General features: G+C 72.9%; 20 protein-coding genes. 10 read left to right on the top strand and 10 right to left on the bottom strand.

What is annotated here, in order from left to right; translation table 11 throughout:
* Positions 1-65 precede the first annotated feature (65 nt).
* A complete protein-coding gene (locus BMW78_RS14710) occupies positions 66-2,210 on the top strand; it encodes a cell wall-binding repeat-containing protein (RefSeq protein WP_091761283.1) in 2,145 nt (714 codons plus the stop codon).
* Between the two features lie 105 nt (positions 2,211-2,315).
* On the opposite strand, the gene BMW78_RS14705 is transcribed toward BMW78_RS14710, so the two are convergent.
* Positions 2,316-4,427, bottom strand: coding sequence for a hypothetical protein (locus tag BMW78_RS14705; RefSeq protein WP_143056268.1), 2,112 nt, complete (start codon positions 4,425-4,427; stop codon positions 2,316-2,318).
* Between the two features lie 34 nt (positions 4,428-4,461).
* Between BMW78_RS14705 and BMW78_RS14700 the strand changes: the two genes are divergently transcribed.
* Positions 4,462-5,181, top strand: coding sequence for a TIGR03089 family protein (locus BMW78_RS14700; RefSeq protein WP_091761279.1), 720 nt, complete (start codon positions 4,462-4,464; stop codon positions 5,179-5,181).
* A 16-nt stretch (positions 5,182-5,197) separates the two neighbouring features.
* On the opposite strand, the gene BMW78_RS14695 is transcribed toward BMW78_RS14700, so the two are convergent.
* Positions 5,198-6,856: a peptidoglycan-binding domain-containing protein gene (locus tag BMW78_RS14695; protein ID WP_091761277.1), complete on the bottom strand. Its 1,659-nt coding sequence runs from the start codon at positions 6,854-6,856 to the stop codon at positions 5,198-5,200.
* 330 nt (positions 6,857-7,186) lie between these two features.
* On the opposite strand from BMW78_RS14695, the gene BMW78_RS14690 reads away from it, so the two are divergent.
* Positions 7,187-7,981 carry a CoA transferase subunit A gene (locus tag BMW78_RS14690; protein ID WP_091761275.1) on the top strand — a complete coding sequence of 265 codons (795 nt, stop codon included), beginning with the start codon at positions 7,187-7,189 and terminating at the stop codon, positions 7,979-7,981.
* Between the two features lies 1 nt (position 7,982).
* Positions 7,983-8,621 carry a 3-oxoacid CoA-transferase subunit B gene (locus tag BMW78_RS14685; protein ID WP_091761273.1) on the top strand — a complete coding sequence of 213 codons (639 nt, stop codon included), beginning with the start codon at positions 7,983-7,985 and terminating at the stop codon, positions 8,619-8,621.
* 166 nt (positions 8,622-8,787) lie between these two features.
* Here the strand turns inward: BMW78_RS14685 and BMW78_RS14680 are convergent, their stop codons facing one another.
* On the bottom strand, positions 8,788-11,130 hold the full coding sequence (locus tag BMW78_RS14680; RefSeq protein ID WP_091761271.1) for a cell wall-binding repeat-containing protein: 2,343 nt from the start codon (positions 11,128-11,130) through the stop codon (positions 8,788-8,790).
* Positions 11,131-11,171: 41 nt separating this feature from the next.
* Positions 11,172-13,664, bottom strand: coding sequence for a cell wall-binding repeat-containing protein (locus tag BMW78_RS14675; RefSeq protein ID WP_143056267.1), 2,493 nt, complete (start codon positions 13,662-13,664; stop codon positions 11,172-11,174).
* A 332-nt stretch (positions 13,665-13,996) separates the two neighbouring features.
* Here BMW78_RS14675 and BMW78_RS14670 point away from each other — a divergent pair, with 332 nt between their 5' ends.
* The 4 genes from BMW78_RS14670 (at position 13,997) to BMW78_RS14650 (ending at position 18,186) form a co-directional block, all read left to right on the top strand.
* Positions 13,997-14,665 carry a glycosyltransferase family 2 protein gene (locus BMW78_RS14670; RefSeq protein ID WP_091761267.1) on the top strand — a complete coding sequence of 223 codons (669 nt, stop codon included), beginning with the start codon at positions 13,997-13,999 and terminating at the stop codon, positions 14,663-14,665.
* 52 nt (positions 14,666-14,717) lie between these two features.
* Complete coding sequence (locus BMW78_RS14665) at positions 14,718-15,164, top strand: DUF2304 domain-containing protein (RefSeq protein ID WP_091761265.1); 447 nt, start codon at positions 14,718-14,720, stop codon at positions 15,162-15,164.
* Between the two features lie 232 nt (positions 15,165-15,396).
* Complete coding sequence (locus BMW78_RS14655) at positions 15,397-17,457, top strand: DUF6541 family protein (protein ID WP_091761262.1); 2,061 nt, start codon at positions 15,397-15,399, stop codon at positions 17,455-17,457.
* 105 nt (positions 17,458-17,562) lie between these two features.
* Positions 17,563-18,186 carry a class I SAM-dependent methyltransferase gene (locus BMW78_RS14650; protein WP_091761261.1) on the top strand — a complete coding sequence of 208 codons (624 nt, stop codon included), beginning with the start codon at positions 17,563-17,565 and terminating at the stop codon, positions 18,184-18,186.
* Here BMW78_RS14650 and BMW78_RS14645 read toward each other — a convergent pair.
* Together BMW78_RS14645 and BMW78_RS14640 are read right to left on the bottom strand one after the other, a co-directional pair.
* Complete coding sequence (locus BMW78_RS14645) at positions 18,099-18,707, bottom strand: DUF2304 domain-containing protein (protein ID WP_091761259.1); 609 nt, start codon at positions 18,705-18,707, stop codon at positions 18,099-18,101. The two genes, BMW78_RS14650 and BMW78_RS14645, sit on opposite strands and share 88 nt — an antisense overlap.
* Positions 18,707-19,402, bottom strand: a complete 696-nt coding sequence (locus tag BMW78_RS14640) for a glycosyltransferase family 2 protein (RefSeq protein WP_245735879.1) — start codon at positions 19,400-19,402, stop codon at positions 18,707-18,709. The genes BMW78_RS14645 and BMW78_RS14640 overlap by 1 nt, the downstream gene beginning before the upstream one ends.
* Positions 19,403-19,628: 226 nt before the next feature.
* On the opposite strand from BMW78_RS14640, the gene BMW78_RS14635 reads away from it, so the two are divergent.
* Together BMW78_RS14635 and BMW78_RS14630 are read left to right on the top strand one after the other, a co-directional pair.
* The gene (locus tag BMW78_RS14635) at positions 19,629-20,726 is read left to right on the top strand and encodes a glycosyltransferase family 2 protein (RefSeq protein ID WP_245735878.1); all 1,098 of its coding nucleotides are present in this window, start codon (positions 19,629-19,631) and stop codon (positions 20,724-20,726) included.
* Positions 20,723-21,994 (top strand): lipopolysaccharide biosynthesis protein, encoded by a 1,272-nt coding sequence (locus BMW78_RS14630; RefSeq protein ID WP_091761257.1) that lies wholly within the window; start codon positions 20,723-20,725, stop codon positions 21,992-21,994. The genes BMW78_RS14635 and BMW78_RS14630 overlap by 4 nt, the downstream gene beginning before the upstream one ends.
* 1 nt (position 21,995) lies before the next feature.
* Here BMW78_RS14630 and BMW78_RS14625 read toward each other — a convergent pair whose 3' ends face one another.
* The 4 genes from BMW78_RS14625 to BMW78_RS14610 all read right to left on the bottom strand — a co-directional run bounded on the left by BMW78_RS14625 (position 21,996) and on the right by BMW78_RS14610 (position 26,159).
* Positions 21,996-22,406: an FAD synthase family protein gene (locus BMW78_RS14625; RefSeq protein WP_091761255.1), complete on the bottom strand. Its 411-nt coding sequence runs from the start codon at positions 22,404-22,406 to the stop codon at positions 21,996-21,998.
* A 77-nt stretch (positions 22,407-22,483) separates the two neighbouring features.
* The gene (locus BMW78_RS14620; protein WP_091761253.1) at positions 22,484-23,347 is read right to left on the bottom strand and encodes a CDP-alcohol phosphatidyltransferase family protein; all 864 of its coding nucleotides are present in this window, start codon (positions 23,345-23,347) and stop codon (positions 22,484-22,486) included.
* Positions 23,344-25,392: a DUF5941 domain-containing protein gene (locus tag BMW78_RS14615; protein WP_091761251.1), complete on the bottom strand. Its 2,049-nt coding sequence runs from the start codon at positions 25,390-25,392 to the stop codon at positions 23,344-23,346. Before BMW78_RS14615 ends, BMW78_RS14620 begins: the two co-directional genes overlap by 4 nt.
* Positions 25,389-26,159 (bottom strand): ABC transporter ATP-binding protein, encoded by a 771-nt coding sequence (locus BMW78_RS14610; RefSeq protein ID WP_091761249.1) that lies wholly within the window; start codon positions 26,157-26,159, stop codon positions 25,389-25,391. The genes BMW78_RS14615 and BMW78_RS14610 overlap by 4 nt, the downstream gene beginning before the upstream one ends.
* Between the last annotated feature and the right edge of the window lies 1 nt (position 26,160).

Below are 26,160 nucleotides of genomic sequence, written 5' to 3'. Positions count from 1 at the left end.
ACGATCGGTCCCGTAGGTTTCGCGCAGCGCGATCGCGCCACTTCACCGCCACAACGAGGGGAACCATGGCGTCCAGGGGGAACAACCACATTCGTCGCGGTCGACGGACAGCTGCGGGGGCAGCCGTCACCGCCCTGACCACAGCACTCGGCCTCGCCGTCGGGACGGCTGCTCCGGCGCAGGCCGCAGGCAGCTGGAACCCGCGCGACTTCGCGCTGCCGTGGCTGCCGACGGCGGCGGCCGACAACGGGGAGATCACCGTCACGCAGGTGGCGGCCGACGACCGGGGCACGATGCAGTCGTTCAAGCGCGACGGCACCGCGGTCTCCTACGCCACCAAGTCCGGTGCCCGCGAGCACACCTGGGGACCGGCCGGCGACGTGGTCGCCACCCACGTGACGGGGACCGACCCGACGTTCACGGTGACCCAGCTCAACTCCCCCCTGGAGTACCTCACCTTCAAGAGCACCTCCACCCCGGCGCAGTGGTCACCCCTCGGCGACAGCATGGTGCGGAACGCGGGTGGGACCTCGGGCCAGCAGGTCGCCACCTGGATCGGGTCGGGCCGCAACGAGACGGTGACCACCGGCACTGCCAAGGACACCAACGCGGCGGCGCCCACGCCCGACGGGATGGGTGCGGTCCTCACGATGAGCTCCCCGACCGTGGCGGGCAAGCGTGACCTGGGTCTGTTCGACGTCGACTTCCCGCGGTACGGCAACAGCGCCCTGCACACCCCAGCCAACGCCCCGCAGGCGCTCGGTTACGGCGACCTCGACGCCCGGCTGCCCGCCGTCGCGGCGGACGGCACGCTCGCCTTCGTCGGTACCGGTGACAAGGGCGTGGCCCTCTTCGTCGACGAGGGGCAGGGCCCGGTCGCGGTCCGCAGCCTCGGCGCGGACTGCCGGGGCCAGCGACCCACCTTCTCACCGAGCGGCCGCTCCCTCGCCGTCGTGGTCGCCAACCCGGACTGCACGTCCACCGAGCTGCACGTCATCGACAAGGCGAACGGGTCCTTCGTCGCCGGCCAGGACACCCTCGTGACCAGCTCGGCCCCCGGCTCCCACTTCGAGGCGCCGTCGTGGCGGGCCACGACCCCGGCCGCGCAGGTCATGCGACTCGGTGGCAAGGACCGCATCGCCACCGGCATCGCCAGCAGCAAGGAGGGGTGGCCCGAGGGCTCGCAGGACGGCGCCGTCCTCGCTTCCTCCGCCTCGTTCGCCGACGCCGTGGTCGGCGGGCCGGTCGCCGGCCAGTTCGGCATCCCGCTGCTCCTCACTGGGCCCAAGGCCCTCGACAGCCGGGTGATGACCGAGCTCAAGCGGCTCATGCCCAACCCGGAGGACCGCTTCGTCTCCATCGTCGGTGGCACCGGCGTCATCAGCTCGGCCGTCGAGAAGTCGCTGAAGTCCAACGGCTTCGCCGTCGAGCGCATCGCCGGCGCGGACCGCTTCGCGACCAGCGTCGCTGCGGCCAAGGTGCTCGACGCCGGTTGGCAGGGGTTGCCCCTGCCCCGCAGCTCGGCGTTCCTGGCCGACGGGATGAACTTCCCGGACGCGCTCTCGGCGGGCCCGGCTGCGTCGGTCTTCTTCGCCCCGGTGCTCCTCACGAAGGGCAAGACCGTCCCCGCCTCCGTCGCCGGCTACGTGAACGGCCGGTCCGCCATCAAGAACGTCTACGGCATCGGCGGCAACGCTGCGGCGGCGAGCCGTTCGTTCACCTCCAAGGAGGGTCGCTACCAGGTCTTCGGCCAGGACCGCTACGAGACCAGCGTGCAGGTTGCCCGGACCTTCTTCCCCGGCGGCAGCTTCGTGGGCTACGCGTCCGGGCAGTCGTTCCCCGATGCCCTGACCGGCGGCGCGCTCATGGGCGCCATGGCCGAGCCGCTGCTGCTGGTCAAGGGCTCCGAGGTCCCCAGCCTCGTGCGGGTGCAGGCGGAGCGGTACCGCGCCGCCACCGACCTCGTGCTGGTCTTCGGCGGCACCGCGGTGGTGTCGGACGGGGTCAAGAGCAAGGTCGGCTCGCTGGCCGGCCGGCAGACCGCCCTCTGGGGCCCGACCACGCCGTGGGAGCAGAACCCGGCGTTCCCCACGACCTCCGCCGCCCGCAAGCCCGGCATCTCCGCCGGTGTGGCGGGGGGTGACCGCCCGGGCACTGCCCCGTCGCGGCCGAGCACTCCGCGCGACCTGCGCACGGCGTCGCAGGGCTGAGCCGCACGGCACAGACCAGCACAGCAGATCCACCGGAGGGGTCGGGCCGACACGGCCCGGCCCCTCCGTCGTTGCCCCCAGGCGTCTCCGCCGCCTTCTGCGGGGTCAGCGGGCGGGGGCGACCCAGACCTGCAACGGGAGCGTCACGAGGTGGTCGGGGCGCCGCTCGAGGAGCCGGGCGTCCTCGCGCACCGTGGTGTCGAGCACCTGCTGGACCTGGCCGCCGGAGAGCGCGCCGACCGCCTCCGCGGAGTCGGCACCGAGCAGCACCAGGCGCCCACCGCGCTCCCCCACCGCCTGACGCACCTGCGCGACGGCGGCGGCGAGGGCGGCGTCGTCCTTGCGCAGCGCCGAGGTCGTCGACAGGGACGGGACCCCGCACTGCCCCCGCAGGACCTGCGGCCACTCGTTCGCGGCCCGGGAGTCGACCATCAGCGCCACGTCGCCGGGGCGGAACGCCGTGCAGACCCGTTGCACGGCGGCCAGCTCACCGTCCTCGACCCGCTCGGTGGCGTGCGGCCACGTCGCCAGCGCCGTGGGCACCAGCAGGGAGAGCACGGCCACGCCACTGGTGGCCACACCGACCCAGACCGGCAGCCGGTGCGTCGACCAGCGGGCGCTCACCGCCGCCACCACCACCACGAGCAGCACCACCGTCGGCAGGGCGATGACCAGGCGCCGGTCGGCCCAGGGGTGGTCGGGCGTGATGCCCGGCCGGTAGAAGGTGAGGACGGACGAGCCCAGACCGACGACGAGCGGCCCGATCCACGACTGCAGGGCGCGCCCCGAGGTCCAGGCCTCGAGCGCGCGGTGCACCAGCGCGGCCGCTGCCACCAGCGCGAGCACCAGCGCGATGGGGCCGACCCACCACGACATCCAGACCAGCGACTGCTCGGCGTAGGTGCGACCACCGTCGACCGGCAGTCCCTGGCGCAGCTGCAGGCCGGCCACGACCCGGGCCCCCGGGTCGGCAGCCGACTGCCGCACTGTCTGCCAGAGCGGCCGGCTCGCCAGGACCAGCCCGACCAGCACCACGAACGCCGCACCGGCTCGCGGGGCCCAGGCGAGGGCCAGGTTCGGCACGCCGCGGCGCCGCCCGAGGCGGAGCAGGACGACGCAGGCCACCACGACCACGATGCCGAAGGCGACCAGTGGGAGCAGCGAGCCGCCGATGCTCTTGAGGTACTCGCTCGAGGTCAGCCAGGTCAGCCCGAACGCCGCCGCCGCGGAGACCCCGGCGGCCGTGACGAGCGCCCTGGCGTGGGGCTGTCGCTGCGCCGCGGCGAGCGCCGCCACCGGCACGAGGAGCACCACCTCGCGCAGGCTGTCGACGCGCACCAGCACGCCGGCACCCACGAGCGCGCCGGCCACCGCGGCGGCATACCTCGCGGCAGCGGCATCGTTGGCGCGAGCCGCCCGGGTCGCCTGCACGAGGGCGCACATGGCGGCCACGAGCACCAGCATGGCGAGCGGCTCGCTGTAGGTCGCACGGTTGACGTGCAGGAGGGGGAAGCACAGCGCCATCCCGAGGGCCCCGACAGGCGCCCAGCGCCGCCCCGCAGTCAGTGCGGTGAGCAGGCCGAAGGCCAGGACGGCCAGGCCACCGAGCACCGCCGGCGCCCAGAAGGTGGCACCCGCCCCGCCGAGCCACCACGCCACCGAGTACCAGGCCGACGGCCCGGCCGGGAACTGCGGCTGGATCGCGGGCGCGTCCGGGGTGCCGACCTCGAAGAAGGCCGGGCTGGCCAGGGTGACGCCGTCGATGCGCAGCACCCCGGCCCCACCGACCGACTCGGGCGCGATCTCGATGGGCCGGTCGTGGCCACGGGAGAGCTCGACCGACGACTGGAGGTAGCTGCCGGAGTCGCGTCGCGGCAGCACCTGCTCGGAGTGGGTGAGCCCGGCCCACAGCGTCGACCCGAGCGCCACGACCGTGAGGGCCAGCGCGGCCCAGACCGGCACCGGCCTCGAGGGAACCAGCGCCGCCACCCGGACCGACACGGCGGCCAGGACGAGCAGCACGACCCCGGCCACCAACGGCTGCCAGATGCCGGCCAGGGCGAGCAGCCCGCCGGCGGCGGCGCCGAGCAGCACCCAGACCGCGGCACCGACGACCACCCGCCCGAGCAGCCACCCGGCGAACGCCTCTCCCCGCAGGAGCGGCAGGTCGGTGGGCTCGGGAGCCATCGGGTAGCTGCGGGGCGCGCGGCTGCTCACGGTCGGCCACGCTATCGCTCCTAGGCTGGGGTCCATGCGCGCCCCACGCACCCCTGCCGACGTCCTCGCCCACCTGCTGCGTTCCGACCCGGCCCGACCCCGGGTCACGTGGTACGACGACACCCCCGGGCCCACCGCCGGCGAGCGCATCGAGCTCAGCGCGAAGGTGCTCGCCAACTGGGTCAACAAGGCGGCCAACGCGCTGCAGGACGAGTTCGACGTCGAGCCGGGCTCGACCGTGCGGCTGGCCCTGCCCCCGCACTGGCGCGCGCTCTACTGGGCGCTGGCGGTCTGGTCGGTCGGCGGCTGCGTGAGCGTCGGTGGTGCCGACGGCGACGCCGACCTCACGGTCACCGACGACCCCGACGTGGCGGCCGACGCCACCGCGGGCGTCCTGGTCACGCTGCCTGCCCTGGCCCGTTCCGCCCCCGAGCTGCCGCCGACCGGCGTCATGGACGAGGCCCGCGAGCTGTCCACCTTCGGCGACCAGTTCAGCGCCTGGGAGGAGCCGTCCGACGACGACCCGGCGTTGCGCACCTCAGCCGGCCCCACGGCATACGCAGCCGTTGTGCCACAACGGGACTGGCCACAGGGCACCCGCCTGCACACCCGCGCGGACGACCTCGGGCAGGTGCTGCTCGACGCGCTGGCGGTCTGGGCGCTCGACGGCTCGCTCGTGCTCTCGCGCGGACCCGCGCCGACCGAGGGCGACCGGGCGCGGCTGGAGGCCGAGGGCGTCACCCTGCCTCTCTGAACACCGCGCGCTGAGGTCAGCGGCGGCGCAGCTCCGCCTCGAGCGCCTGCCAGGTCAGCGACGCCACGACGCCGGTGCGGGCGATCTTCGCCCGCCCCTGCAGGGCCTTGACCGCTGCCTCCGTCTGCGGGCCGAACTGGCCGTCGGCACCGACGCGCAGCGCCTTCTGAAGCGCGACGACGGCGGCACCGGACGAGCCCTTCTTCAGCACGGTGGTGCGGTACTTCAGGAGCGGGTAGTCGCGCGCCTCGAGGGCCTTCCAGACCTTGGCGTCGGTCACGCCGGTCGCCTTGAGCTGGTGGGCCTTCTGGAACGAGCTCACCGCTGCGGCCGTGCGCGGCCCGTAGGCGCCGTCGACCGCGAGCCCGCCGAGGGCGCGCTGGAGGACGCGCACCGCGGTGCCCGTCGAGCCCTGCTTCAGCACCACCTTCGAGACCGCCGTGTATGCCGTGGTGACGGTCGGCTTGGCGGCCGCCGGGGGCGGTGTGGTCACCGGCGGCCGCGACGTGCTGCGCGACGACGTGGGCTCGGAGGGAGTGGTCTTGCCCATGAGCGCCTGCCACGTCAGCGTCGCCACCACCCCGGTGACCGGCAGCTTCTTGCGGCTCTGGAAGGCGCGCACAGCACCCTCGGTCTGCGGGCCGAACTGGCCGTCGGCGGTGATGGTGAGGGCCTTCTGGAGCGCGACCACGGGGGCGCCGGTGGACCCGCGCTTGAGGGTCGTGGAGGCGTACCTCGCCAGCGGCGAGGTCGTGGCGGCCGGGGTCGTCGGTGACGGCGCGGAGGGGACCGGCGTGGAGGGGACCGGGGCAGGCGTGGAGGTCGTGCCGCGGGCGGGCACCTTGCCGAGGGCGACCATCTTGGCCCACGTCGCGGCGTCGAGCTTGCCGGTCACCGGAACGCCGTTGGCGGCCTGCCACTTCTTCAGCGCTGCCAGGGTCATCGGCCCGAAGATGCCGTCGGCGGGGACACCGATCACCTTCTGCGCCAGGGCGACGTCGGGGCCGGAGCTGCCCTGGATCAGCACCGTGTAGACGCTGGAGGGCGCGGCGGGAGGCGTGGTCGGGCTCGGCGTGGGGCCGGGGTCGACCGTGGTGACCGCCCGGCCGGTCCACCAGGACGTGCGCTTGTAGGCGCCGTCCCAGGTGAACGAGAAGTGGATGTGGTCGGTGTGCGGCGCGGAACCCGTGTAGGTGGCCCAACCGCGACCGGGGTCGTAGGCCCGCCACATCTTCTTGTTCCAGATGATGTACATGATCCCGAAGCGGCGGGCCATGGCCCCGGGACGACCCTGGGCGTCGGGCGCCGACAGCCAGGCGACGACGGAGTCGGCGATCGCCTTCTGGTCCGTGCTGTTGACGCTGAGCATCCAGTCCCAGGCGCGGCCGTCGGAGTGCTCGGTGACGCCGTTGTTGCAGCTGCGCTCCATGTACCAGGGCTGGGCCGACCCGACCTTGTAGTGGCTGACCATCAGCTCGGCGAAGGCCACCACCCCGGGCTTGGCGTGCGGGTCGCAGACCTTCTGGCCGTTGTAGGGCGGGGCGATGTCGAGCGCCGACGGCAGCGCCTTCGTCGGGGGCCTCGGCACCGTCGTGGCCTGCGCCGCCCCGGCCACGAGCGGGACGCCGAGGACCGGCACGGACAGGACACCGAACGCGCGGGTGGCGAAGGACACGAGCACTCCTGCGGTGAAGAGAGGGGACGACGCCGCCCGGGTCACGGGAGGCTGATCGGTACCACGACGACAAACCGGCTCTGAGTCACCAGCAGCCACAGAAGACTCCGAGCGAGACATTTGTCCCACTGGTCGCACCAGGTCACAACCGCTTCACGTGAACTACAGACGTGAAATTCTTACGGCCCTCGTCCGAACGGCTGATGCGCGCACGCCGCCCCCGCCGCAGGAGCCGACCTCGGGCCCGTGTGCGCGGAGCACGCTCGATCGGGCTGGTGATGGTGCGGGGGCACGCATGTCGATGCCCCGGGCGGCGCTAGAGTCCGGCTCATGGACAAAGTCGTCTCCTCAGCATCCGAGGCCATCGACGGGATCGTCGACGGCTCCTCCCTGGCGGTCGGTGGGTTCGGCCTCTGCGGTGTGCCCAGCGTGCTCATCGCGGCCCTGCACGACGCGGGGGTGAGCGACCTCGAGGCCATCTCGAACAACTGCGGCGTGGATGACTGGGGGCTCGGCATCCTGCTGCGCGACAAGCGCATCCGGCGGATGGTGTCGTCGTACGTCGGCGAGAACAAGGAGTTCGCGCGCCAGTACCTGCAGGGTGAGCTCGAGGTGGAGCTGACGCCGCAGGGCACCCTGGCCGAGCGGCTGCGCGCCGGTGGCGCCGGCATCCCCGGCTTCTACACGGTCACCGGCGCCGGCACCCAGATCGCCGAGGGCGGCCTGCCCTGGCGCTACAACACCGACGGCTCGGTGGCGGTGGCGTCCCCGCCCAAGGAGACCAAGGTCTTCGAGGTCGACGGTGAGGAGAAGGAGTTCGTCCTCGAGCGGGCGATCGTCGCCGACTTCGGCCTGGTGCGGGCGTGGAAGGGCGACCGCCACGGCAACCTCGTCTTCAACAAGTCGGCCCGCAACTTCAACCCGTTGTGCGCCATGGCCGGTCGGGTCACCATCGCCGAGGTCGAGGAGCTCGTCGACCCGGGAGACCTCGACCCCGACGAGATCCACCTGCCGGGCATCTATGTCCAGCGCGTGCTGCCGCTCGGCCCGGAGCAGGCGGCCGAGAAGCGCATCGAGCGCCTCACCACCCGTCCCCGTCCCGCGACCGACAGCAAGGAGGCCTGAGATGGCCCTGACCCGTGAGGAGATGGCCGCCCGCGCTGCCGCAGAGCTCTCCGACGGCGCCTACGTCAACCTCGGCATCGGCCTGCCGACGCTGGTCCCCAACTACGTGCCGGACGACGTCGAGATCGTGCTGCAGTCCGAGAACGGCATCCTCGGCGTCGGTGCGTACCCCTTCGAGGGCGACGAGGACCCTGACCTCATCAACGCCGGCAAGGAGACGGTGACCCTGCGCAAGGGCGCCTCCTTCTTCGACTCCGCGACCTCCTTCGGGATGATCCGCGGCGGCAAGGTCGACGCCGCGATCCTCGGCGCGATGCAGGTCTCGGCCAAGGGCGACATCGCCAACTGGATGATCCCCGGCAAGATGGTCAAGGGCATGGGCGGCGCGATGGACCTCGTGCACGGTGCCAAGAAGGTCATCGTGCTGATGGAGCACACCGCCAAGGACGGCTCCTACAAGATCGTGAAGGAGTGCTCGCTCCCCTACACCGGGCGCGGCGTCGTCGAGCGCATCATCACCGACCTGTGCGTCTTCGACGTCACCGGCGACGGCCTGGTGCTGCGCGAGCTCGCGCACGGCGTCACCGAGGACGAGGTGCGCCAGAGGACCGAGCCGGAGTTCACCGTCGACCTCACCTGAGGACCCGGTATGCCGCGTGGCGGCACACATGGTCCTCACCTGAGGACCCGGTATGCCGCGTGGCGGCACACATGGGAAGGGGCCCCGCACCAGCGGGGCCCCTTCTCTCGTGTCGGCTCTCTCGCGTCGGCGCCGGGTCAGTGGCGTCGGACCGCTGACGACCGGGTCAGCTTCGCGATGCCCTGGTCAGCACGCCGTTGGCCACGACGGCGGTGCCGCCGACGGCCGTCACCGTCTCGAGGCCGGGCGTTCGCTGCATGACCTCTGCAGCAGTGGCCGGCAGCGACGTCGGGCTCACCAGCACCATGAGGCTGCGGCGGGTGCCCGCGACGAGCGAGTCGACGAGCGAGGCGTCCTGGCCCGAGGTGACGACCATCTCCGCGGTCGACGGCATCTGCCCGCGGAAGTAGTTCGCGATGGTGGCCGAGACGTCGTAGCGGTTGTCGCCACCGAGGCGCCGCACCGTCTTGTCCTTCCTCAGGGTGTCCTCCACGCCCTGGCTGACCACGGCCGTGCCACCGACGATGTGGACGTACTTCGCCCCCAGGTCCGTCATCGCCGACGACGTGGCGGTGGCGAGGCTGTCGGCGGGGGTGAGCAGGATGGGCTCCTTCAGCGCCGATGCGGGGCCCGAGCCGGCAAGGGCGTCGGCGAGGCCGAAGCCGCCCGCCAGCATCACGGCCGTGACCGTGCGTCGCTTGCCGATCTCACGGGCCACCGCAGCCGCGGTCTGGTAGCGGTCCGCGCCGGCGACCCGCACGACCGTGAGCCCGCGCTGCTGGAGCTGGGCGACCACCGTGGAGGAGACGGCGCCCTCGCCGCCGACGACGTAGGCGGTCTTCAGCACGCTCCCCCGCCGGCTCAGCTCGGCGCCGGTCTCGTCGGGGAGCCGGTCCTTCGAGGTCAGCAGCAGCGGCGAGCTGAGCGTCGACGCCAGCGGCCCCGCGACGGAGGCGTCGGGCAGGTTGGTGTTCTCGCCGCTGGCGATGACGACCGAGGTGGCACCGGGGGCGACGGAGCGGGCGACGGCCGCGCCGACGGCATACCGGTTCGCGCCACCGAGCCGCTGCGTGAGGTGACGGATCATGGTCGAGTTGACCCGGCTCGAGTAGGAGGTGCCGGACGCGGCGATCGTGCGGAACTGGTCGCCGGTGATGGTGCGGGTGGCGCCGCTCGAGGAGGTCGCGGTGGCGCTCTTGATGCCGCCGTTGGCGGTGCGCGCGCTCAGGTCGAGGCGGGCGACGTCGGGCAGGCCGAAGACGCTGGCCATCGACCACCCGCTCGTGACCTGCCGCCAGGAAGCGGCTGGGTTGCTGGGCTTCAGGCTCCAGGAGTCGGAGACGCCGCGCAGGTAGCCGATCGGGTCGGCCGTGCCGGTCGAGAGGTTGTACCAGACGTCCTCGTTGTTCTCCGTGCGACCGCCGGACGAGGACGAGTAGAAGGCCTGGATGATGCTGCCGTCGTAGGTCGAGACGTAACCCGTGCTCGCCTCGCCGGTGGCGCGGACGGCCTTCTGCCAGTTGGGCCAGTAGGTGCGGTTGCCCGAGCTCGGGTAGCCGCCGTAGACCTGGTCGGCCGTCGTGTCGTAGACGTGGCAGTTGCAGGTGCTGCGGATGCCGGCGTCGTGCTTGCGCAGCACGTAGCCACGGGCCGCGGCGGCCTGTGCCTTGAGGGCCTCCAGCGACCACGACCACGGCGACTCCGCCAGGTAGTCGAGGTACTCGTCGTGGATGCGCACCTGCAGCACCGCGTTGAGCGTGCTCGCCGACTTCGCGCTGACGATGGCGGCGCCGTCCTTGTACCAGGTGCCACCGACCTTCATCAGGGTGTCGCCCTTGGTCGCGGGCAGGCCGGCGTCGGCGCGGTCGTCCCACCGGATGACCGCCAGCGGCGCGCTCGAGGTGCCGGTCACGCTGGTCGGCGAGCACGTGGAGCAGGTCGCCTTCACCACGCTGTTGGAGACGCTGTAGGACACGGCGTCGCCGACCTTGCCCGACATCACCTTGCCGCCGAGGGAGACCGTGAAGTCCCCTCCCCCGCTGACCAGGGCCTGCGAGACCGTCGTGACGGTGGCGGCGCCGTAGACGACGTTGACGTTGACCCAGTCGCTGTCGTCGACCTTCGTGTAGGCCGTGCCCGAGTAGTAGTGGCCGAGGATCTGCTGGGCCGAGTAGCCGGCCCTGGCCATCTCGTAGGCGCCGTACTGGCTCATGCCGAGGCCGTGGCCCCAGCCGGCGCCGTGCAGGACCCAGCCCGGGGTCGTGGCGGCGGCCGCCAGCGTGGAGCCGTTGGCGCCGCTGGCGAGCTTCGGGCTCTCCACCGTGGGGCCGGCGTCGGGGTCCTGGCTCTGGCTCAGCGGCGGACGCTCCTGCATCACGCCCCACTCCGGACCGGGGGTGGGCGGCTCGGCCGCGAGGCCGGCCGTCGCCGGCACCGCCAGGGTCACGCCCAGCGCTCCCACGGCCAGCGCGCTCAGGCCGCGCGCGGCATACCTCTGTGTCTGTCGCATGACTGCTGTTCCTCCCTGCCCGTGACGCGCGGCCACGGTCCTCACTGCAGAACTGCCCGCTGGACCCGGCCCGCGACGAGGTCGTCGACCACGCCGGAGCCGCCGAGCACGGTGGCCTTCTGAAGGTCCGGTGCCCCGTCGAGCCACGAGGCGACGTCGGCCGGCACCCGCAGCGACGTGACGTAGAGCGTGGCCCGGCCGAACTGCCCGCCCGAGAGGGTGTCGACGAGCCCGGCGTCCTCACCGGAAGCCGCCAGCACGCTCGAGACCGGCATGACGCCACGTGCCCACGTCGCCAGCGCGCTGGAGGTGGCGTAGCGGTTCGCGCCGGCCACCCGGGTCGGGCTGGGCAGCTGCGCCAGCACGGCGTCGGGCACGACGCCGGTGCCGCCGGCCACCACGGTGCGCTCGGTGCCGAGCTGCGTCAGGGCCGTGGCGGTCGACGCCGGGACACCCCGGTCGTTGACCAGCAGGATCGGCCGCCTCAGCTCGGCCGCCGGTCCCGACAGCACCAGGCCGTCGGCCATCGCGAGGCCGCTGGCGACCATGACGTCGGGGCTGCTCGCGCCGACACCCTTGGCGACGGCTGCCGCCGTTCCGTAGCGGTCGGAGCCGCTGTAGCGGGTGATGCTCGTGACGCCGAGGTTCTTCAGCTGCGTCTGCACGGTGCTCGAGATGGCGCCGGTGCCCCCCACGATGAGCGCGGTCGTGGCCTTGCGGCGCGTGATCTCCGAGGAGACCGACGCCGGCAGGCTGGTGGGCGCCGTGAGCAACAGGGCCGCGTTGCGGGCCTTGGCCAGCGGCGCCGAGACCAGCGCGTCGGGCATTCCGGTGTTGGCCCCGCTCGCCAGCACGACGGTCCTCGCCGACGGGTTGGCCGACTTCGCGGCGGCGACGGCGGTGGCGTAGCGGTCGGTCCCGGCGACGCGGTCGGGGCAGAAACCCTGCGGGGAGGTCGCCGTGCCCACGACCCGCACGCGGGTGGTCCACGGGGTCGCGTTGACGAGGGTGCCCGACCCGGTGGTGGCGGTCAGGGTGAGGTCGTACTCGCCCGGCGGGGCCCAGGCGCCACTGGCCAGCTTGCCGTTCCACGCGGCGTTGATGCCGGTCGTCGTGGTGGCCGAGCCCTTGACGGTGGCCAGGGTCTCGGTGCGGCAGGGGCTGTTCACCTGAAGCGACCAGGTCAGGCTGGTGCTCGGCTTCGCGGTGATGGTCGGGCCAGCCGAGCCGTAGTACCACGACGTCGAGGACGCCTTCGGGCCGTAGAACATCGTGCCCTGCAGCGCCTTGGCGTTGGTCCGCAACGTCGGCAGCTTGGCGTAGAGGGCGTTGCCCGGGCACTCGGTGTCGTTGATGCTGCCGGAGGCGTCGCGGTGCCCGGAGACCGTGTAGACCTTGGTGGTCATGCCGTCGAGCAGCACCGTGCCGGCGGCGTCGACGTGGGCCAGGCTCAGCTTCCAGGCCAGCAGCTTGCTGTAGGCGTTGAGCAGGGCCGTCGGCGGGGTCGTCGTGCTGTAGGTGCCGATGGCGGCCGCGCCGAAGAGCTGGGAGTTGAAGCCGCCGGTGTGCGCGCCGATCACCGGCTGGTCGATCCCGCCGTAGCGGCCCTCCCAGGTGCGGCCGAACTTGTCGATCAGGAAGTTGTAGCCGATGTCGCTCCAGCCGCGTCCGTTGACGTGGAAGGCGTAGATGCCGCGGATGATCGCCGGCACCTGGCTCGAGGTGTAGCTGTTGGAGTCGACCGTGTGGTGGACGAAGCCGGCCTTGATGGTGCCGTACTCCGGCGTTCCCTTTCGCAGGCTCTCGTCGGCGCCCCACTGGGCCCGCGTGTAGATCGTCGGTCGCGCGCCGGCGGCCGAGGCCGCACCCGGCGACGCGACCGCGGCACTGTCGGCCGGGGAGCTCATCGGGTCGACCACGTCGAGCCGCACGTCGGGGGCGACGCTGGCCTTCTCGCTCAGCACCCGCACCTGCACGTCGTCGCCGGTGACGACGTAGGGGTCGGTGCCGCCACGGGCGTGCCTGGCCTCCTCCGTGCCCGGGTCCGGGGCGTGGTCGTCGGAGACCTCCATCGGCTGCCACTGGCCCCAGCGACCGTTGTCCTGCGTGCGGTACTCCACCCGGTCGGCCTTGCCCAGCCGGCCCTGCGGCCAGGTCACGCCGACCACCTTCAGCCTGCCCCTGGTCGGCTGCACCGGGCTGACCGCGCCGGAGCGGATCGTCGGTGCGGCCTGGGCGTGAGCCGTCCGGCCGCTCGGCGCGGACGTCGACCCGGCGCTCGGCGCCGCGCTGGGCGTGGTGCTGCCCGCACCGTCCTGCGGAGGCAGGCTCGATGCCTTCGCCGCCCCGGCGACCGCGTCCTGGGGCATCGGCGACAGCGAGACCGCCTGGAAGTGCGGGTTGACCGGGCGTGGCGACGAGGAGCCGAGGCCGGCCATCGGCCCGGTCGTCACGACCGAGAGGGTGAGCAGGGCGCCGGTGCTGGCCGCAACGGCAGGCAGCAACCTCGGTCGGGAGAAGCGCGGAAGAGGCATGGCGGGTCCAAGCAGTCGGCGGCAGGTGGAGTCGGTGGAGGTCGCGGGAGAGAGCCCGCGCAGTCGGAGTCGGGAGTCAGGTTCGAGTCGAGTTCGGGACGAACCGGTCAAGGGTCACACACCACTTCACAGGTGCCCCACCCGTCACGGTGACCGTGGCCGATTCGTTACGCATTCGTTTGGCACGGATGGGTGCAGACGTCCGAGGGGGCGCCTCGCCCGTTCGGCCGATGGCCTCGCGGTTTCCGGTGGCGCCCGCGCGGGGCGGCAGTGGCGTCCGCGCAGGGCGGGGTGGCCGGTGCCGTGCTGGCGGGCCACTAGGCTGTGCCCCGATGAATGACGAAGTCTGGCTCGTCGTCCCCCTCTACAACGAGGCACCGGTGATCGGCGACGTCGTGCGCTCCGCCCGTGCGGTCTTCCCGAACGTGGTGTGCGTCGACGACGGTTCCGCGGACGACAGCGTGGCGCAGGCGGCCCGGGCCGGCGCCGTGGTGGTGCGCCACCCGGTGAACCTCGGCCAGGGCGCCGCCCTGCAGACCGGTTTCGAGTACGCCCTCTCCGACCCGGGCATGCGCTGGGTCGTCACCTTCGACGCCGACGGCCAGCACCAGGTGTCCGACGTGCTGGAGATGCTGGAGAAGGCCCGCACCGAGAACCTCGACGTCGTCTTCGGGTCGCGCTTCCTCGACGACCGCACCCAGGCCGGCTTCGCCAAGCGCCTCGTGCTGCGCACCGCCGTCGCCTACACGAACCTGACGACGCACACGCGGTTGACCGACGCGCACAACGGCCTGCGGGTGATGTCCCGCGACGTGGTCTCCCGGCTCCAGATCACCCAGAACCGGATGGCGCACGCGTCCGAGCTCGTCCAGCAGATCGGGGCGATGGACGTGCGGTACGGCGAGAGCCCGACCCACATCCTCTACACCGACTACTCGCGCGCGAAGGGGCAGTCGCTGTGGAACGCCGTCAACATCCTGGTGGAGCTGATCCTGCGATGAACGGCGTCCACCGGCTCCTCCCGCACTGCCCGGCCCAGACGGAGGCGACCGCATGAAGCTCGTGCTGATCCAGGTCCTGCTGATCGCCGTCGTCGTGGCGGTCGCTGCACGGCTGTTCCGCTCCGGGGGCGCGCGCAGCCAGGCGGTCCGCCGGATCGGGCTGCTGCTCTTCGCCGCCTTCGCCGTCTTCTCGATCCTGGTCCCCGGCGTGTGGAACCGGATCGCCCACTTCGTCGGCGTCGGCCGCGGGACCGACATGGTGCTCTACGCGCTCGTGGTCGCGTTCCTCAGCTATGTCGTGACGACCTACCTGCGCTTCCGCGACTTCGAGGTCCGCTACACCCGGCTGGCCCGGCGCCTGGCCCTCGACGAGGCCGCCCGCGACTACCCCTACGGACGCCGGAGCAGCGCCAAGGGCGCACCCGCCCCCGACGACGACGCCCCGGCTGGTGGGCACGAGGACGGCGAGGTGCTCGATGAGCCCGGCGGTCGGAACTAGCCCGAGCCCAGCCTGACGGCGCGCGCCAGGCGGCCCATCTGCCGGCCCACCTGGCGGCCCACCTGGCGGCCCACCTGGCGGCCCACCTGGCGGCCCACCTGGCGGCCCATCTGCCGGGCCCTCTGCGCGCCTGCCCACCCCGGATGGCGACAACCCGGTGCGCACTCGGGATCCCACTCGTACGCTCGGACCATCTGAACACGTCTGGGCGGGAGCCGGCATGCTGGCAGGAATGACGGCTGCGGTCGTGGCTGTGGCCGTGGGCTGGGGACCCGGAGCCATCCTCTGCCTCGCGGTGGGCCGAGGACGGCAGCGCTGGCTGGCCCTGGCCGCAGCACCGGCCCTGACGCTCGGCCTGGTCACCCTGGCGATGGGCTGGCTCCCTCGCGTGGGCATGCCCAACGGGGTAGTCGCCGTGCTGGTGACCGAGGTCGCGGTGGCCGCCGCGATCGTGCTCGTCAGCCGGGTCGCGCCGCGCCTCCTCTCACGGAGGCGCACCGCAGCGCCCGACGGAGGCGGCCACGCGGACGCCCTCGAGCCGCCGGTGCGCCGCACCCGCCTCCTGCCGGACGTCGTGGCGCTGGCCGTGCCCGCAGCCGTCGCCACGGTGTACGGGTGGAACCTGCTCGGTCGGTTCAACGCACCGCCCGGGTGGGACGCCATGAACCATGGTCTCCTGACACGCCGGATCCTCGACACCGGGAGCACCTCCATCCCCGACGTGTGCTCGACCGGACCCGTGGACCCCGCGGTCGCGTGCTCCCTGTACCCCCTCTCGGCCAACGTGACCTGGGCCCAGGCGGCGCACCTCTCCGGCGCCCGGATCGGGGAGGTGATGACGCTCTGGCTGGTCCTCGTCGCACCCCTGGCCCTGGTCGCCGGCATCTATGCCCTGGTCCGGATGTTCGGTGTGCACCCGTTCATCGCCGGCGCGGCCGCCCTGGCGCCCGCGTTCGTCGGGCCCATGTGGACGTCGATGCTGATCGGTCGCCCCACCCAGCAGTTCGGCCCTGCCCTGGCGCCCGCCATCGCGGTGCTCGTCGTGGCGGCGGTGCGTGGACCCGATGCCCTGCGGCTCGGGGTCCTCGCGGGGCTCGCGGGAGGTGGGCTCGTCATGACCCACAGCTACGACGCACTGCCGATACCCGTCCTCACCCTCGGCGCGCTCCTCGCCCTCGGTGTCAGGCAGCTGCGGTGGCGCCCCGCTGTGGCGGGTGCGAGCGCGCTCGCCGTGGCGTCGTTCGTGACGATCGCGCCCTTCCTGACGAGACTCCTCTCGGCCGAGGCGTCGCTGGGCCAGACGCCGCCGAGCTACGTGGGCCGGGTGGGCGTGGCGGCCCACTACTGGGTCCTCAACCCCCTGCGGTACGTCCTCCTCGGGTACCCACCGCCGGAGAGCGGGCGGGACTTCCCGCTGCACGAGCCCCAGGTCATGGTGGCCCTGGTCGTCACCATCGCCGGGCTCGTCGCCTCACCACTGTGCCTGGTGTTCCGGCGGCTCAGGTGGGGCTGGCCCTGGCTGCTCACCTGGGCCGTCTTCACCGGGCTGGGGATCTGGACCTCCAGCTCCAACTCACCGACCGCCCAGGGAATTGCCGGGCTCTGGTACGGCACCCGGGACCGGCTCCGCTCGATGATCCTCTACAGCTACGGGGTCCTGGCGGTCGTCGGCATCTGCGCGCTGGCGTTGCTGGCGGTGCGCCTGGTGTCGCTGGTGCGACGAGAGCGGGCCGAGCCCCGGCGCGGCTGGTCCGAATGGGTCCCCGCGGCTGCGACCACTGTGTTCCTGTGCATCCTCGTGACGACGGCGGTCATCCCGCAGACCTGGCGGCCGCTGCGTGCGGACCTGGCCCGGCGCACACCCAGCGCCGCCGCCTACCCACGGGTGTTCACGTGGCTCCAGCAGCACACCAGGACCGGGGATGTGGTCGCCGGTGCCGGGAACAGGGAGTACGTGCCCTGGGCGTACATCGACTACGGAGTGCTGGTCCTGGTGGGGCAGGTGCCCCACACGGAACCTGCGTCGGCCCGGAACTACAGCGACCGGTGGGTGGCGTGGAACTGGCTCGTCGGCAGGTCCCCTGCGAAACCGGCGGGCTGCCTCGTCCAGCACTTCGGCATCCGCTACGTCGTGACGAGCCGCACGCACGTGCCCGGGAACTGGCCGAAGCGGTATGACGCCAAACAGCTGCGCCGCAGCCCCAACCTCGTCCCCGTCCACCGGGACGGGCCCGTCACGGTGTGGCAGGTCACCGACAAGGGCCGTGCGTGCCAGCAGGCAGCGAGCACCTGACCCGGTCAGTCGCCTCGGCACACCCGGTGACGGACGCGGCCGATGGGGTGATGGATCCGAGGAGGAGGCCGTGAGACGCTGCCGGCACCGAGGAGAGGGTTGCTCATGGACGAGACGGACGGCGGTCGTGGAGAAGCCACGTCGGGGGCCGACTACGCCGCACGGCTGACCCGCCTGGAGTCGTCGACCTGGAAGCGCCTGCTGGGCGTCCAGGCCCCGTACCGCTGGAACCTCCGGCGCCTCCACCTCGGCCGGGTGCTCGACGTCGGTTGCGGCATCGGTCGCAACCTCGGCCACCTCGACGGCAACGGGGTGGGAGTGGACCACAACCCCGACTCGATCGCGGTCGCCCGGCAGCGGGGGCTGACGGTCTACGTGCCGGAGGACTTCCTCCGCTCCCCCGACGCCCGGAAGGGCAGCTTCGACTCGATGCTCGTGGCGCACGTGCTGGAGCACCTCCACGCGGACGCGGCGGACGAGCTCCTGCGCACCTACCTCCCCTACGTCCGCCCGGGGGGCAGGGTCGTCCTCATCACCCCCCAGGAGGTCGGCTACCGCACCGACGAGACGCATGTGCGGTTCGTCGACGCGCGGGAGCTCGAACGCCAGGCGCACTCCCTGGGCCTGACCGTGACGCGGTCCTACTCCTTCCCCTTCCCGCGCGCCGCGGGAAAGGTGTTCGCGTACAACGAGTTCGTCGTCGTCGCGGACCGGTCACCCGCCGGCTGAGAGCTCGTCCCCTCCGCCGCCGGCGAAGGGCTCGTCCCCTCCTCCGCCTGAGAGCCCGTCACCTCGCCCGCCGGCTGAGGGCCCGCCGGCTGAGGGCTCGCCGGCTGTCCCGCTTCTGCCCTTCCCTCGGGGCCATCGGCGTCCGAGCGGTCGCCGTCCGGGTCAGCACGCTCCAGCGCAGCCCGGTCCTCCCGGCGGAGCGCTTCCTGGATCGCCAGGGCGCGCGCGAGCTGGTGCACGCGGTCGTCGGTCTCGCGCAGCCGGAAGAACAGGCCGAGCGTGGTCAGGGTGAAGACCACGACCAGCAGGTACAGCAGCAGGTCGGTGCCACGCACGACACCCACCCGCTGCGCCACCTCCTGGGGGATGTCGGGGTTTGCGATCGACACCACGGCGAGCAGGAACAGCACGACGGCGGCCACGCGGGTGCCCGCCCTGAGGAGCACCCGGTTGCGGTGGCGGAAGAGCACCACCAGCACCAGCAGTGCGCTCGCGATGAGCAGGACCTTGATCCACGACATCAGCGTCGCCCCCTCAGCAACCGGTTGACCACCACGTCCATGCCGATGTTCACCGAGTTGATCGATGGTTGTCCCTTCGACAGGGAGTAGGCGGTGTACTGCACCGTGACCGGGTGCTCGGCATACCGCAGTCCGCTCTCGGCGAGCCGGGTGAGGAACTCGCTGGCCCAGCCCATGTCCGCCACGCTCAGCTTGAGCACCTCCGCGAAGCTGCGCCGGAACGCCCTGAGTCCGTTGTGCGCGTCGGTGAGGGCGATGCCGGAGGACAGCCGCTCGAAGAGGCGACCCACCCGCAGCAGTCCCCTCCTGCTCCGCCGCATGTTCGTGGCGGAGCCCAGGAACCGCGAGCCGATCAGCACGTCGACCGGAGTGCTGCGCAGCCGCTCCACCATCGCCACCGCGTCCTCGACCCGGTGCTGCCCGTCGGCGTCGAAGGTGACGAAGTAGGCCGCCCGGGGGTCCAGCAGGGCGAAGTTCACACCGGTCTGCAGGGCCGCCCCTGCCCCCATGTTGAAGGGGTGCCGGACCAGGTGGGCCCCCGCGGCCTCGATCTCAGCGGCGGAGGCGTCCGTGCTGCCGTCATCGACCGCCACCACGTTGGGGAAGTGGGTCCGCAGGCCCTCCATCACCTCCCGGACCATGGGCGCCTCGTTGAAGACCGGGACCACGACCCACACGTCGTCGTTCGTGTCCACGTCGGTCCTTCCGGTGGGTGCGTCGAGCGGTTGGCCGCCGACCCTCCTGATGCTACGTACCACCGAGCCGAGCCGCGCCCGACTTGCCGACGTGGGCGGTTGGTGTCGCGGCTGCGGGACCGGAGGTGACAACTACGCTGGGGGCTCCGGGCGTGGGTCCGGCCGGGCGCTCCGGGACACGGAGCACCCGGCCGGCCGGGACGCAGCCGGCCGGACAGGAGGAAGAGTGGGCAGTCGGGTCTCCGTCATCGTGCTCGGCTACGGCCCGGAGCCGTACCTCGAGCACTGCCTCGACGCCATCGCCTCGGAGCTGCCGGCGGACGGGGAGATCGTCCTCGTCGACAACGGCGTCGGACCCCGCCCAGCCGGCTCGGCCCCGTTCCCGGGCCAGGTGCGCATCGTGGGTGACGGCGCGAACCTCGGCTTCGCCGGCGGGTGCGACCTGGGGGCCGCGCGGGCCACCGGGGACGTCCTCGTCTTCGCCAACTCCGACGCCATCGTGCGCCCGGGCTCCCTGGCGCCGTTGGTGGGGGTCGCCGAGGCCGCCGAGGTGGGCATCGCGAGCGGCAGCCTGCGACTGGCGGACGCGCCAGACCTCATCAACTCGGCCGGCAACCCGCTGCACTTCCTGGGGCTCACCTGGGCCGGTGGCTGCGGGGAACCCGCCTCGCGGCACGCCACTGCCTGCGACGTCGCGGTCTGCACGGGCGGCTTCTTCGCCGTGCGGCGCGAGGTGTGGGAGGCGCTCGGCGGCTTCGACCCGACGTACTTCGCCTACCACGAGGACACCGACCTCAGCGTGCGCTGCTGGCTCGCCGGCTGGCGGGTCCGCTACGTCCCCGAGGCCGTCGCCGACCACCACTACGACTTCGGGCGCAACCCCCGCAAGATGTACCTCCTCGAACGCAACCGGCTCCTGACCGTGCTCACGGACTACCCGTCGGGGCTGCTCCTTGCCGTCGCTCCGGCGCTGCTGGTCACCGAGCCGCTGTTCCTCGTCCTGGCCGTGCTGCAGGGGTGGCCACGCCAGAAGCTGGAGGCGTGGGGGTGGGCGCTCTCCCACCTGTCGCTCGTGCGCCACCGCCGGCGGCGGGTGCAGCGGGCCGTGCGGCGGGGCCCGGACGTGGTGGCCCTCCGGATGGCTGCGCGCATCGAGCCGCCGATGGTCAGCCCGCCACCGGGCATGGGCCTGGTCAACCTCGCGCTGTCCGCCTACTGGCGCGTGGCCCTGCGCACGCTGCTGCGCGGGACCGGGACACCCGGTTCGGCCGAGGCACCCGGCCCGACACCCGGTTCCACACTGACGCCTGGTTCACCCACATGAGCCGACGGAGCCTGCGCGACCGGGTCCAGTCCCAGTCGCTGCGAGCGGGGTCCGTGCGGGTCGCCGTCGGCCTGGCGTTCTACGGCGGCTCCACCTACGTCTTCCTCGCGATCGCGGCGCGCGTCCTCGGCGCCGCCTCCTACGCCGACTTCGCCGTGTTCTGGGGACTGGTCTACGGGGTGGGCCTCGGGGCCACCTACCCCTTCGAGCAGGAGGTCAGCCGGCGGACCTCCCTCGGCCGGGAGCACGGGACCAGCGAGCTCGGCGTGCTCCGGGCCGCCTACCGGCTCGGGTTCCTGGTCGTGGCGGCCGTGGCCCTGCTCCTGCTCCCGGTGCTCCCCCACCTGACCCACACCGGCTTCGTCGAGGCGCTCCCCCTGTGGGGCGTGACCGTGGCCGCGGTGGCAGGCCTGGCAGCCGCCTACGTCTCCCGCGGCGCGCTCTCGGGTCGGAGGCGCTTCGGCGCGTATGCCGGGCAGCTGGGCATCGAGGGCGCCGTCCGGCTGGTGGTCGCGCTGCTCCTGGCCTGGCTGGCGGTGACGTCGCCGTGGCCCTGGGCACTGGTGGTGACGGTGGCCCTCCTCGTCGCCGTGGTGCTGACCGCGCGCAGTGGGCGCACCCCGCCGACCTCCGTCCCCGACCTCCCCGTCCGCGAGCTGGTCGTCTCCATGGCTGCCGTGGGGATCAGCTCGATCATCGCCCAGTCGCTGGTGAACCTGGGACCGGTGGTGGTGCGCGTGCTCAGCGGTCCTGCCGACCAGGAGCTCAGCGGTCGCTTCCTCGCGGCAGCGCTGGTGGCACGGCTGCCGATCTTCGCCTTTGCGGCGGTCCAGGCGGTGCTGATGCCGCACCTCGTGGAGGCCGTCGTGCGGAAGGACGCCGCCGGCTTCACCCACAGCCTTCGCCGAGTCCTGCTCGCGACGACCGGTCTCGGTGCCCTCGGGGTGCTGCTGTGCGCGGCGGCCGGCCCCCAGCTGCTGCGGGTCCTGCTCGGACCCGACTTCGAGCTGCCGCAGCGCGACATCGTGCTGCTGGCGGTCTCGATCGCGCTGTTCCTCGGGACACTGGTGCTGCAGCCGGCCTGCCTGGCCCTGCGCCAGCACTGGCGGGCCGCGGGCGCCTGGGTCGCGGCGGGTGCCACCTTCGGCCTGGCGACGGTCGCACCGCTGTCGCCCCTCCTGACAGTGGAGCTGGCGCTGATCGCGGCGTGCGCCGTGGCGTTGGGAGGACTCTCCCTGGCGGTGGCCCGGGGGCTGAGGACCCTCTGAGTCAGGCGCTGGGCGCGATGGTGGCGATGTGCTCGATGAGCCCGGTGGTCGAGACCGAAGGGGTGCGCGGCAGGTAGACCACCTCGCACACGTCGGAGACCCAGTCGAACTTCCCGGCCCAGTCGTCGCCCATGACGAGCACGTCGCCGCCGTGCTCGACGATGTAGTCGCGCTTCTTCTCCAGCGACTCCTCGACGAAGACCTCGTCGACCATCTTCAGGCTGCTGACGATCTCGAGCCGCTCGTCCTGCGTGAACACCGGGGCCCGGCCCTTCTTGGCGATGTTCAGCTCGTCGGCCGAGACGCCGACGACGAGTCGGTCACCGAGCTCGGCGGCGCGCTTGAGCACCCGGATGTGCCCGACGTGCAGCACGTCGAAGGTGCCGAACGTGATGACGGTGCGAGGGCTCAAGCGGTGCTCCTGGTATGCCGGTGGGCCGGCTTCCGCACGCGGCTGCCGGTGGTCTCCGGCGAGGGTACCGTGCTGGGTCAGTCGAGCCGCGAGCTGGACAGCACCGCCAGCAGGTGTCCCCCGGCCGTGATGAACGCGAGGGGCACCATGAGGAGCAACAGGCCCTGGGTGCCGCCGAGGTCGCCACGGAGGACGTCGATGACTCCGGCGAGCAGCACGAGCAGCGAGGCCTCGATGGCGACGAAGGCGCGGAAGATCGGCAGGTAGGCGAACGCCCGGCGTGCCGTGGCCAGCCCGGACCCCTTGGGGCGGGCCGTCTCGGCGACGTCCTCGAGCGGCGGCCGGCCGGTCTTCGCCCGCGCGACGTGCATGAGGTCGGTGAAGGCCTTGTTCATGAGCACGACGACCGAGACGAGCAGGCCGAGCAGGGTCCAGCCCCCGACGTCGAGCGGGTCGGACAGGGTCCAGCCGTCGGCCCGCAGCCCCACGGCGATCGGGATGGACGCCTCGGTGGCGTAGTGCCCGATGCGGTCGAGGTAGATGCCGGCCGGGGAGAACCGCTGGCGCCAGCGGGCGACCTCGCCGTCGCTGCAGTCGAGCAGGATCTGCACCTGCATGGCCAGGGCGCACAGGAGCGGGCCGACGAGCCCGGGCAGCGGGGTGGTGAAGGCCCCGACCACACCGACGACGATCATCAGCCAGGTGACGCCGTTGGGGCTGATGCCGGTGGGCAGCAGCGCGCGGGTGGCGTAGATGCTCAGGTGCCGGATGTAGAGCGCGCCGGCCCAGTGCTCGGCGTTGTAGCGGCCGATGTGGGCAGCGGGCTGGGCGACCGCGCGCAGCTGCTCCAGACTCGGGTGGTTGTCGCGCGGGTCGTGCACCGGCCCCGTGGGCGGCGACTCCGAACCGGCGGGCGTGGTGGAGTCGTCGGTCGGGCTCATGCGGCGCCTTCCTTGTTCTGCGCCGCCCTGTTCTGGGCGGCGATCCAGCGGTGCCAGCCGGTGGCGGACTCCGCGACGTAGAGCACGGCGAGGTAGACGGCGGCGACCCACAGCAGCGGGACCAGGGCCCCGGGCACGAGCCACGCCACCACGAGCAGCAGCACGAGGCGGCCGTCGACCCCCAGCCCGGCGGTCGACAGCCAGGCGGGCGGCGCGGCGCCGGTGTCGCGCTGGCGGTAGAGGGTGTCGTAGCGGTGGTAGGCGACGGCGCAGAGGTAGGCGTAGCCGGCAGCCGACATGACCCCGGCGGTGTGGTGCACCAGCAGGGCCACGACCAGCGACTCGGCCACCCAGAGCGCGGCGGGCGCCTGCCAGTCGAGGGGGTGGTGCAGCGGCGGCTGCCAGCCCTGCCCGACCATCAGCGAGCCGACCACGGCGGCCGCGAGCGCGACGCCGGGCAGGTCCGCCCAGATCGCGAGCGGGGCGGCGACGAGCAGGACGAGCACGCCGGCGAGGCCGGTCCAGAACGAGCCCCGTCCCACGGCGGCCGCCCGGGCGAGCGGGCCGAGGTCGAGCTGCTCGTCGACGTGGCCGGGGCCCTCGGTGCGCGGCACGGACGCCCAGGTGCGGTCACGGCCGACGACCACGGCGGCGACGCGGCCGCCCTGGGTCCACGCCACCGCGACGATGGTGGCCACGAGGAGCACCCAGAGCACGAGCAAGGGTCGGCGGGTGAGCAGGGTGAGCGCGATGAGCAGGTAGCGCTCGGCGATGGGCAGGTGGATGACCTTCTTGGCCCAGAAGACGGCCGACTGGCTGCGCGTGGGTGCCGGGGCGAGCTGCGTGCGCGCCCCCTCGGTCCCGAGGTCACGGGTGGCGTCGACCGGCAGCAGGTCGGCGACGCTGGCGCGGGCGAAGCCGATCCGGTGGTCGTAGGTGTCGTTCTCGAGGTGGCGCACGGTGACGGCCACCATGGTGGCGATGGCCACCGGCCACCCCGGCTGCCCCTCACGCACCGCCACGGCGGCGACCGCCGCCAGCACGGCATACTCCTTCACCCGGTCACCGACCGCGTCGAGGAAGGCGCCGAGCGGGCTGAACCGGCGGGTGAACCGCGCGATCTCCCCGTCGACGCAGTCGACCGCCAGCGCCAGCAGCAGCACCACGGCAGCCACGACCCAGGCCCACCACCAGCCGGTGGCGACGAGCAGCGCGGCGAGCACCCCCATGAGCAGGGACACGACGGTCACGACGTTGGGCTGCCAGTCGTGGCGCAGGCCCACCGCGGTGATGCGCCGCGAGACCGGCCGCACGGCATACGTCGAGAAGAACCCGTCGCCGCCGCGGGACGCACCGCGCAGGCGCTGGCGCCACGCGTCACCCGCCGCCCCGGCACCACCGGCCGTGCCGCGGGCCCAGCGGAACGGGCCGAGCGCCACCGCGCCGACCCGCAGGCCGCCCCGTACGAGGGCGAGCACGGCGAGGGCGGCGACGTCGCCACCCCAGCCGTCGGAGGCCACGGCGGCGGCTGCGCGCCAGAGGCGGGCCGCCTCCGCACGGTGCTCCGGCGCCACCCGCAGCACCCCGAGCAGCACGTGGGTTGGTGCGGTGACCACGTGGGCCGGCGAGCCGACCGACTCGACCGCGCGGCCGTCGCGACCGACCCGCACGAGCGTGGCCGCCTCGAGTCCGCGGTCGACGCCGTCACGGGCGACGACGGTCGTCGCGGTGCGCACGCCGGGGCGGTCGAGCAGGTCGAGCAGGGCGGGCAGGTCGGTGTCGAGGTCGGCCGCGGCCACCACGAGGGGGGTGTCGCGGGACGTCTCGGCGAGGTCGGCGAGCGCCGTCAGCGCCGCGCAGGCGCCGCCCGGCAGGTGACGCACCGACGTGGGGGCGCAGACCTCCTCGAGCACGGCGGCGAGGTGTGCCGACGCTTCGGGGGCTGCACGAGGGGTGACGCCGACGAGGACGACGTCGGCCCCGCGGGAGAGGCCCCGCAGGGCTCGCGAGGAGGCGGTGCCGACGGAGGTCGCCGGCGCGCTCACCGAGTCGCGTCCAGGTCGTGGTTGTAGCGGTCGAGGACGTCGTCCATGGGGCCGTCCATCATGAGGGCGCCGCGCTGGAGGTAGAGGCCGCGGGTGCTGAACCGCCGCAGGTCCGGCTCGGAGTGCGAGACCAGGAACAGGGTGCGGCCCTCGACGAGCAGGTCCTCCATGCGCTGGTAGCACTTCTCGCGGAACTTGCGGTCACCCACGGCGAGCACCTCGTCGACGAGGATGATCGGCTCGTCGAGGGTGGTGATCACGGCGAAGCCGAGGCGCACCTTCATGCCGGAGCTGAAGTGCCGGTAGGGCGTGTCGAGCCCGGAGCGGACCTCGGGACCGGCGAACTCGACGATGTCGTCGAAGTGCTCGTCGACCTGCTCCTTCGACAGGCCGTGCAGGCCGGCCGTGAGGTAGATGTTGTCGCGCGCGGTCAGTTCGCCGACGAAGCCGCCGGTGAGCTCGATGAGCGGAGCCACTCCCCCGTTGACGGTGACCTCGCCCTCGTCGGGCAGCAGCACGCCGGCGAGCATCTTGAGCAGCGTGCTCTTGCCGCCGCCGTTGCCGCCGACCAGGCCCACCGCCTCGCCCGCCTGGATCTCGAAGCTGATGTTCCGCAGGGCCCAGAAGGTCTCCCTGGGGGCGCCGCTGCGGCCGTGGAAGAGCATCTCGCGCAGCTGCATCCGGCGGCGGCGCGAGCGGTAGAACTCGATACCGAGGTCCTTGACCGCGATGACCGGCCCGGTGAGGTCGACCTGTGAGGTGGACATC

This window comes from Pedococcus cremeus (assembly GCF_900111375.1).
GTDB classification, from domain to species: domain Bacteria; phylum Actinomycetota; class Actinomycetes; order Actinomycetales; family Dermatophilaceae; genus Pedococcus_A; species Pedococcus_A cremeus.
Note: the sequence above shows the minus strand (reverse complement) of the source record. Positions and strands in the feature narration are given on the sequence as shown.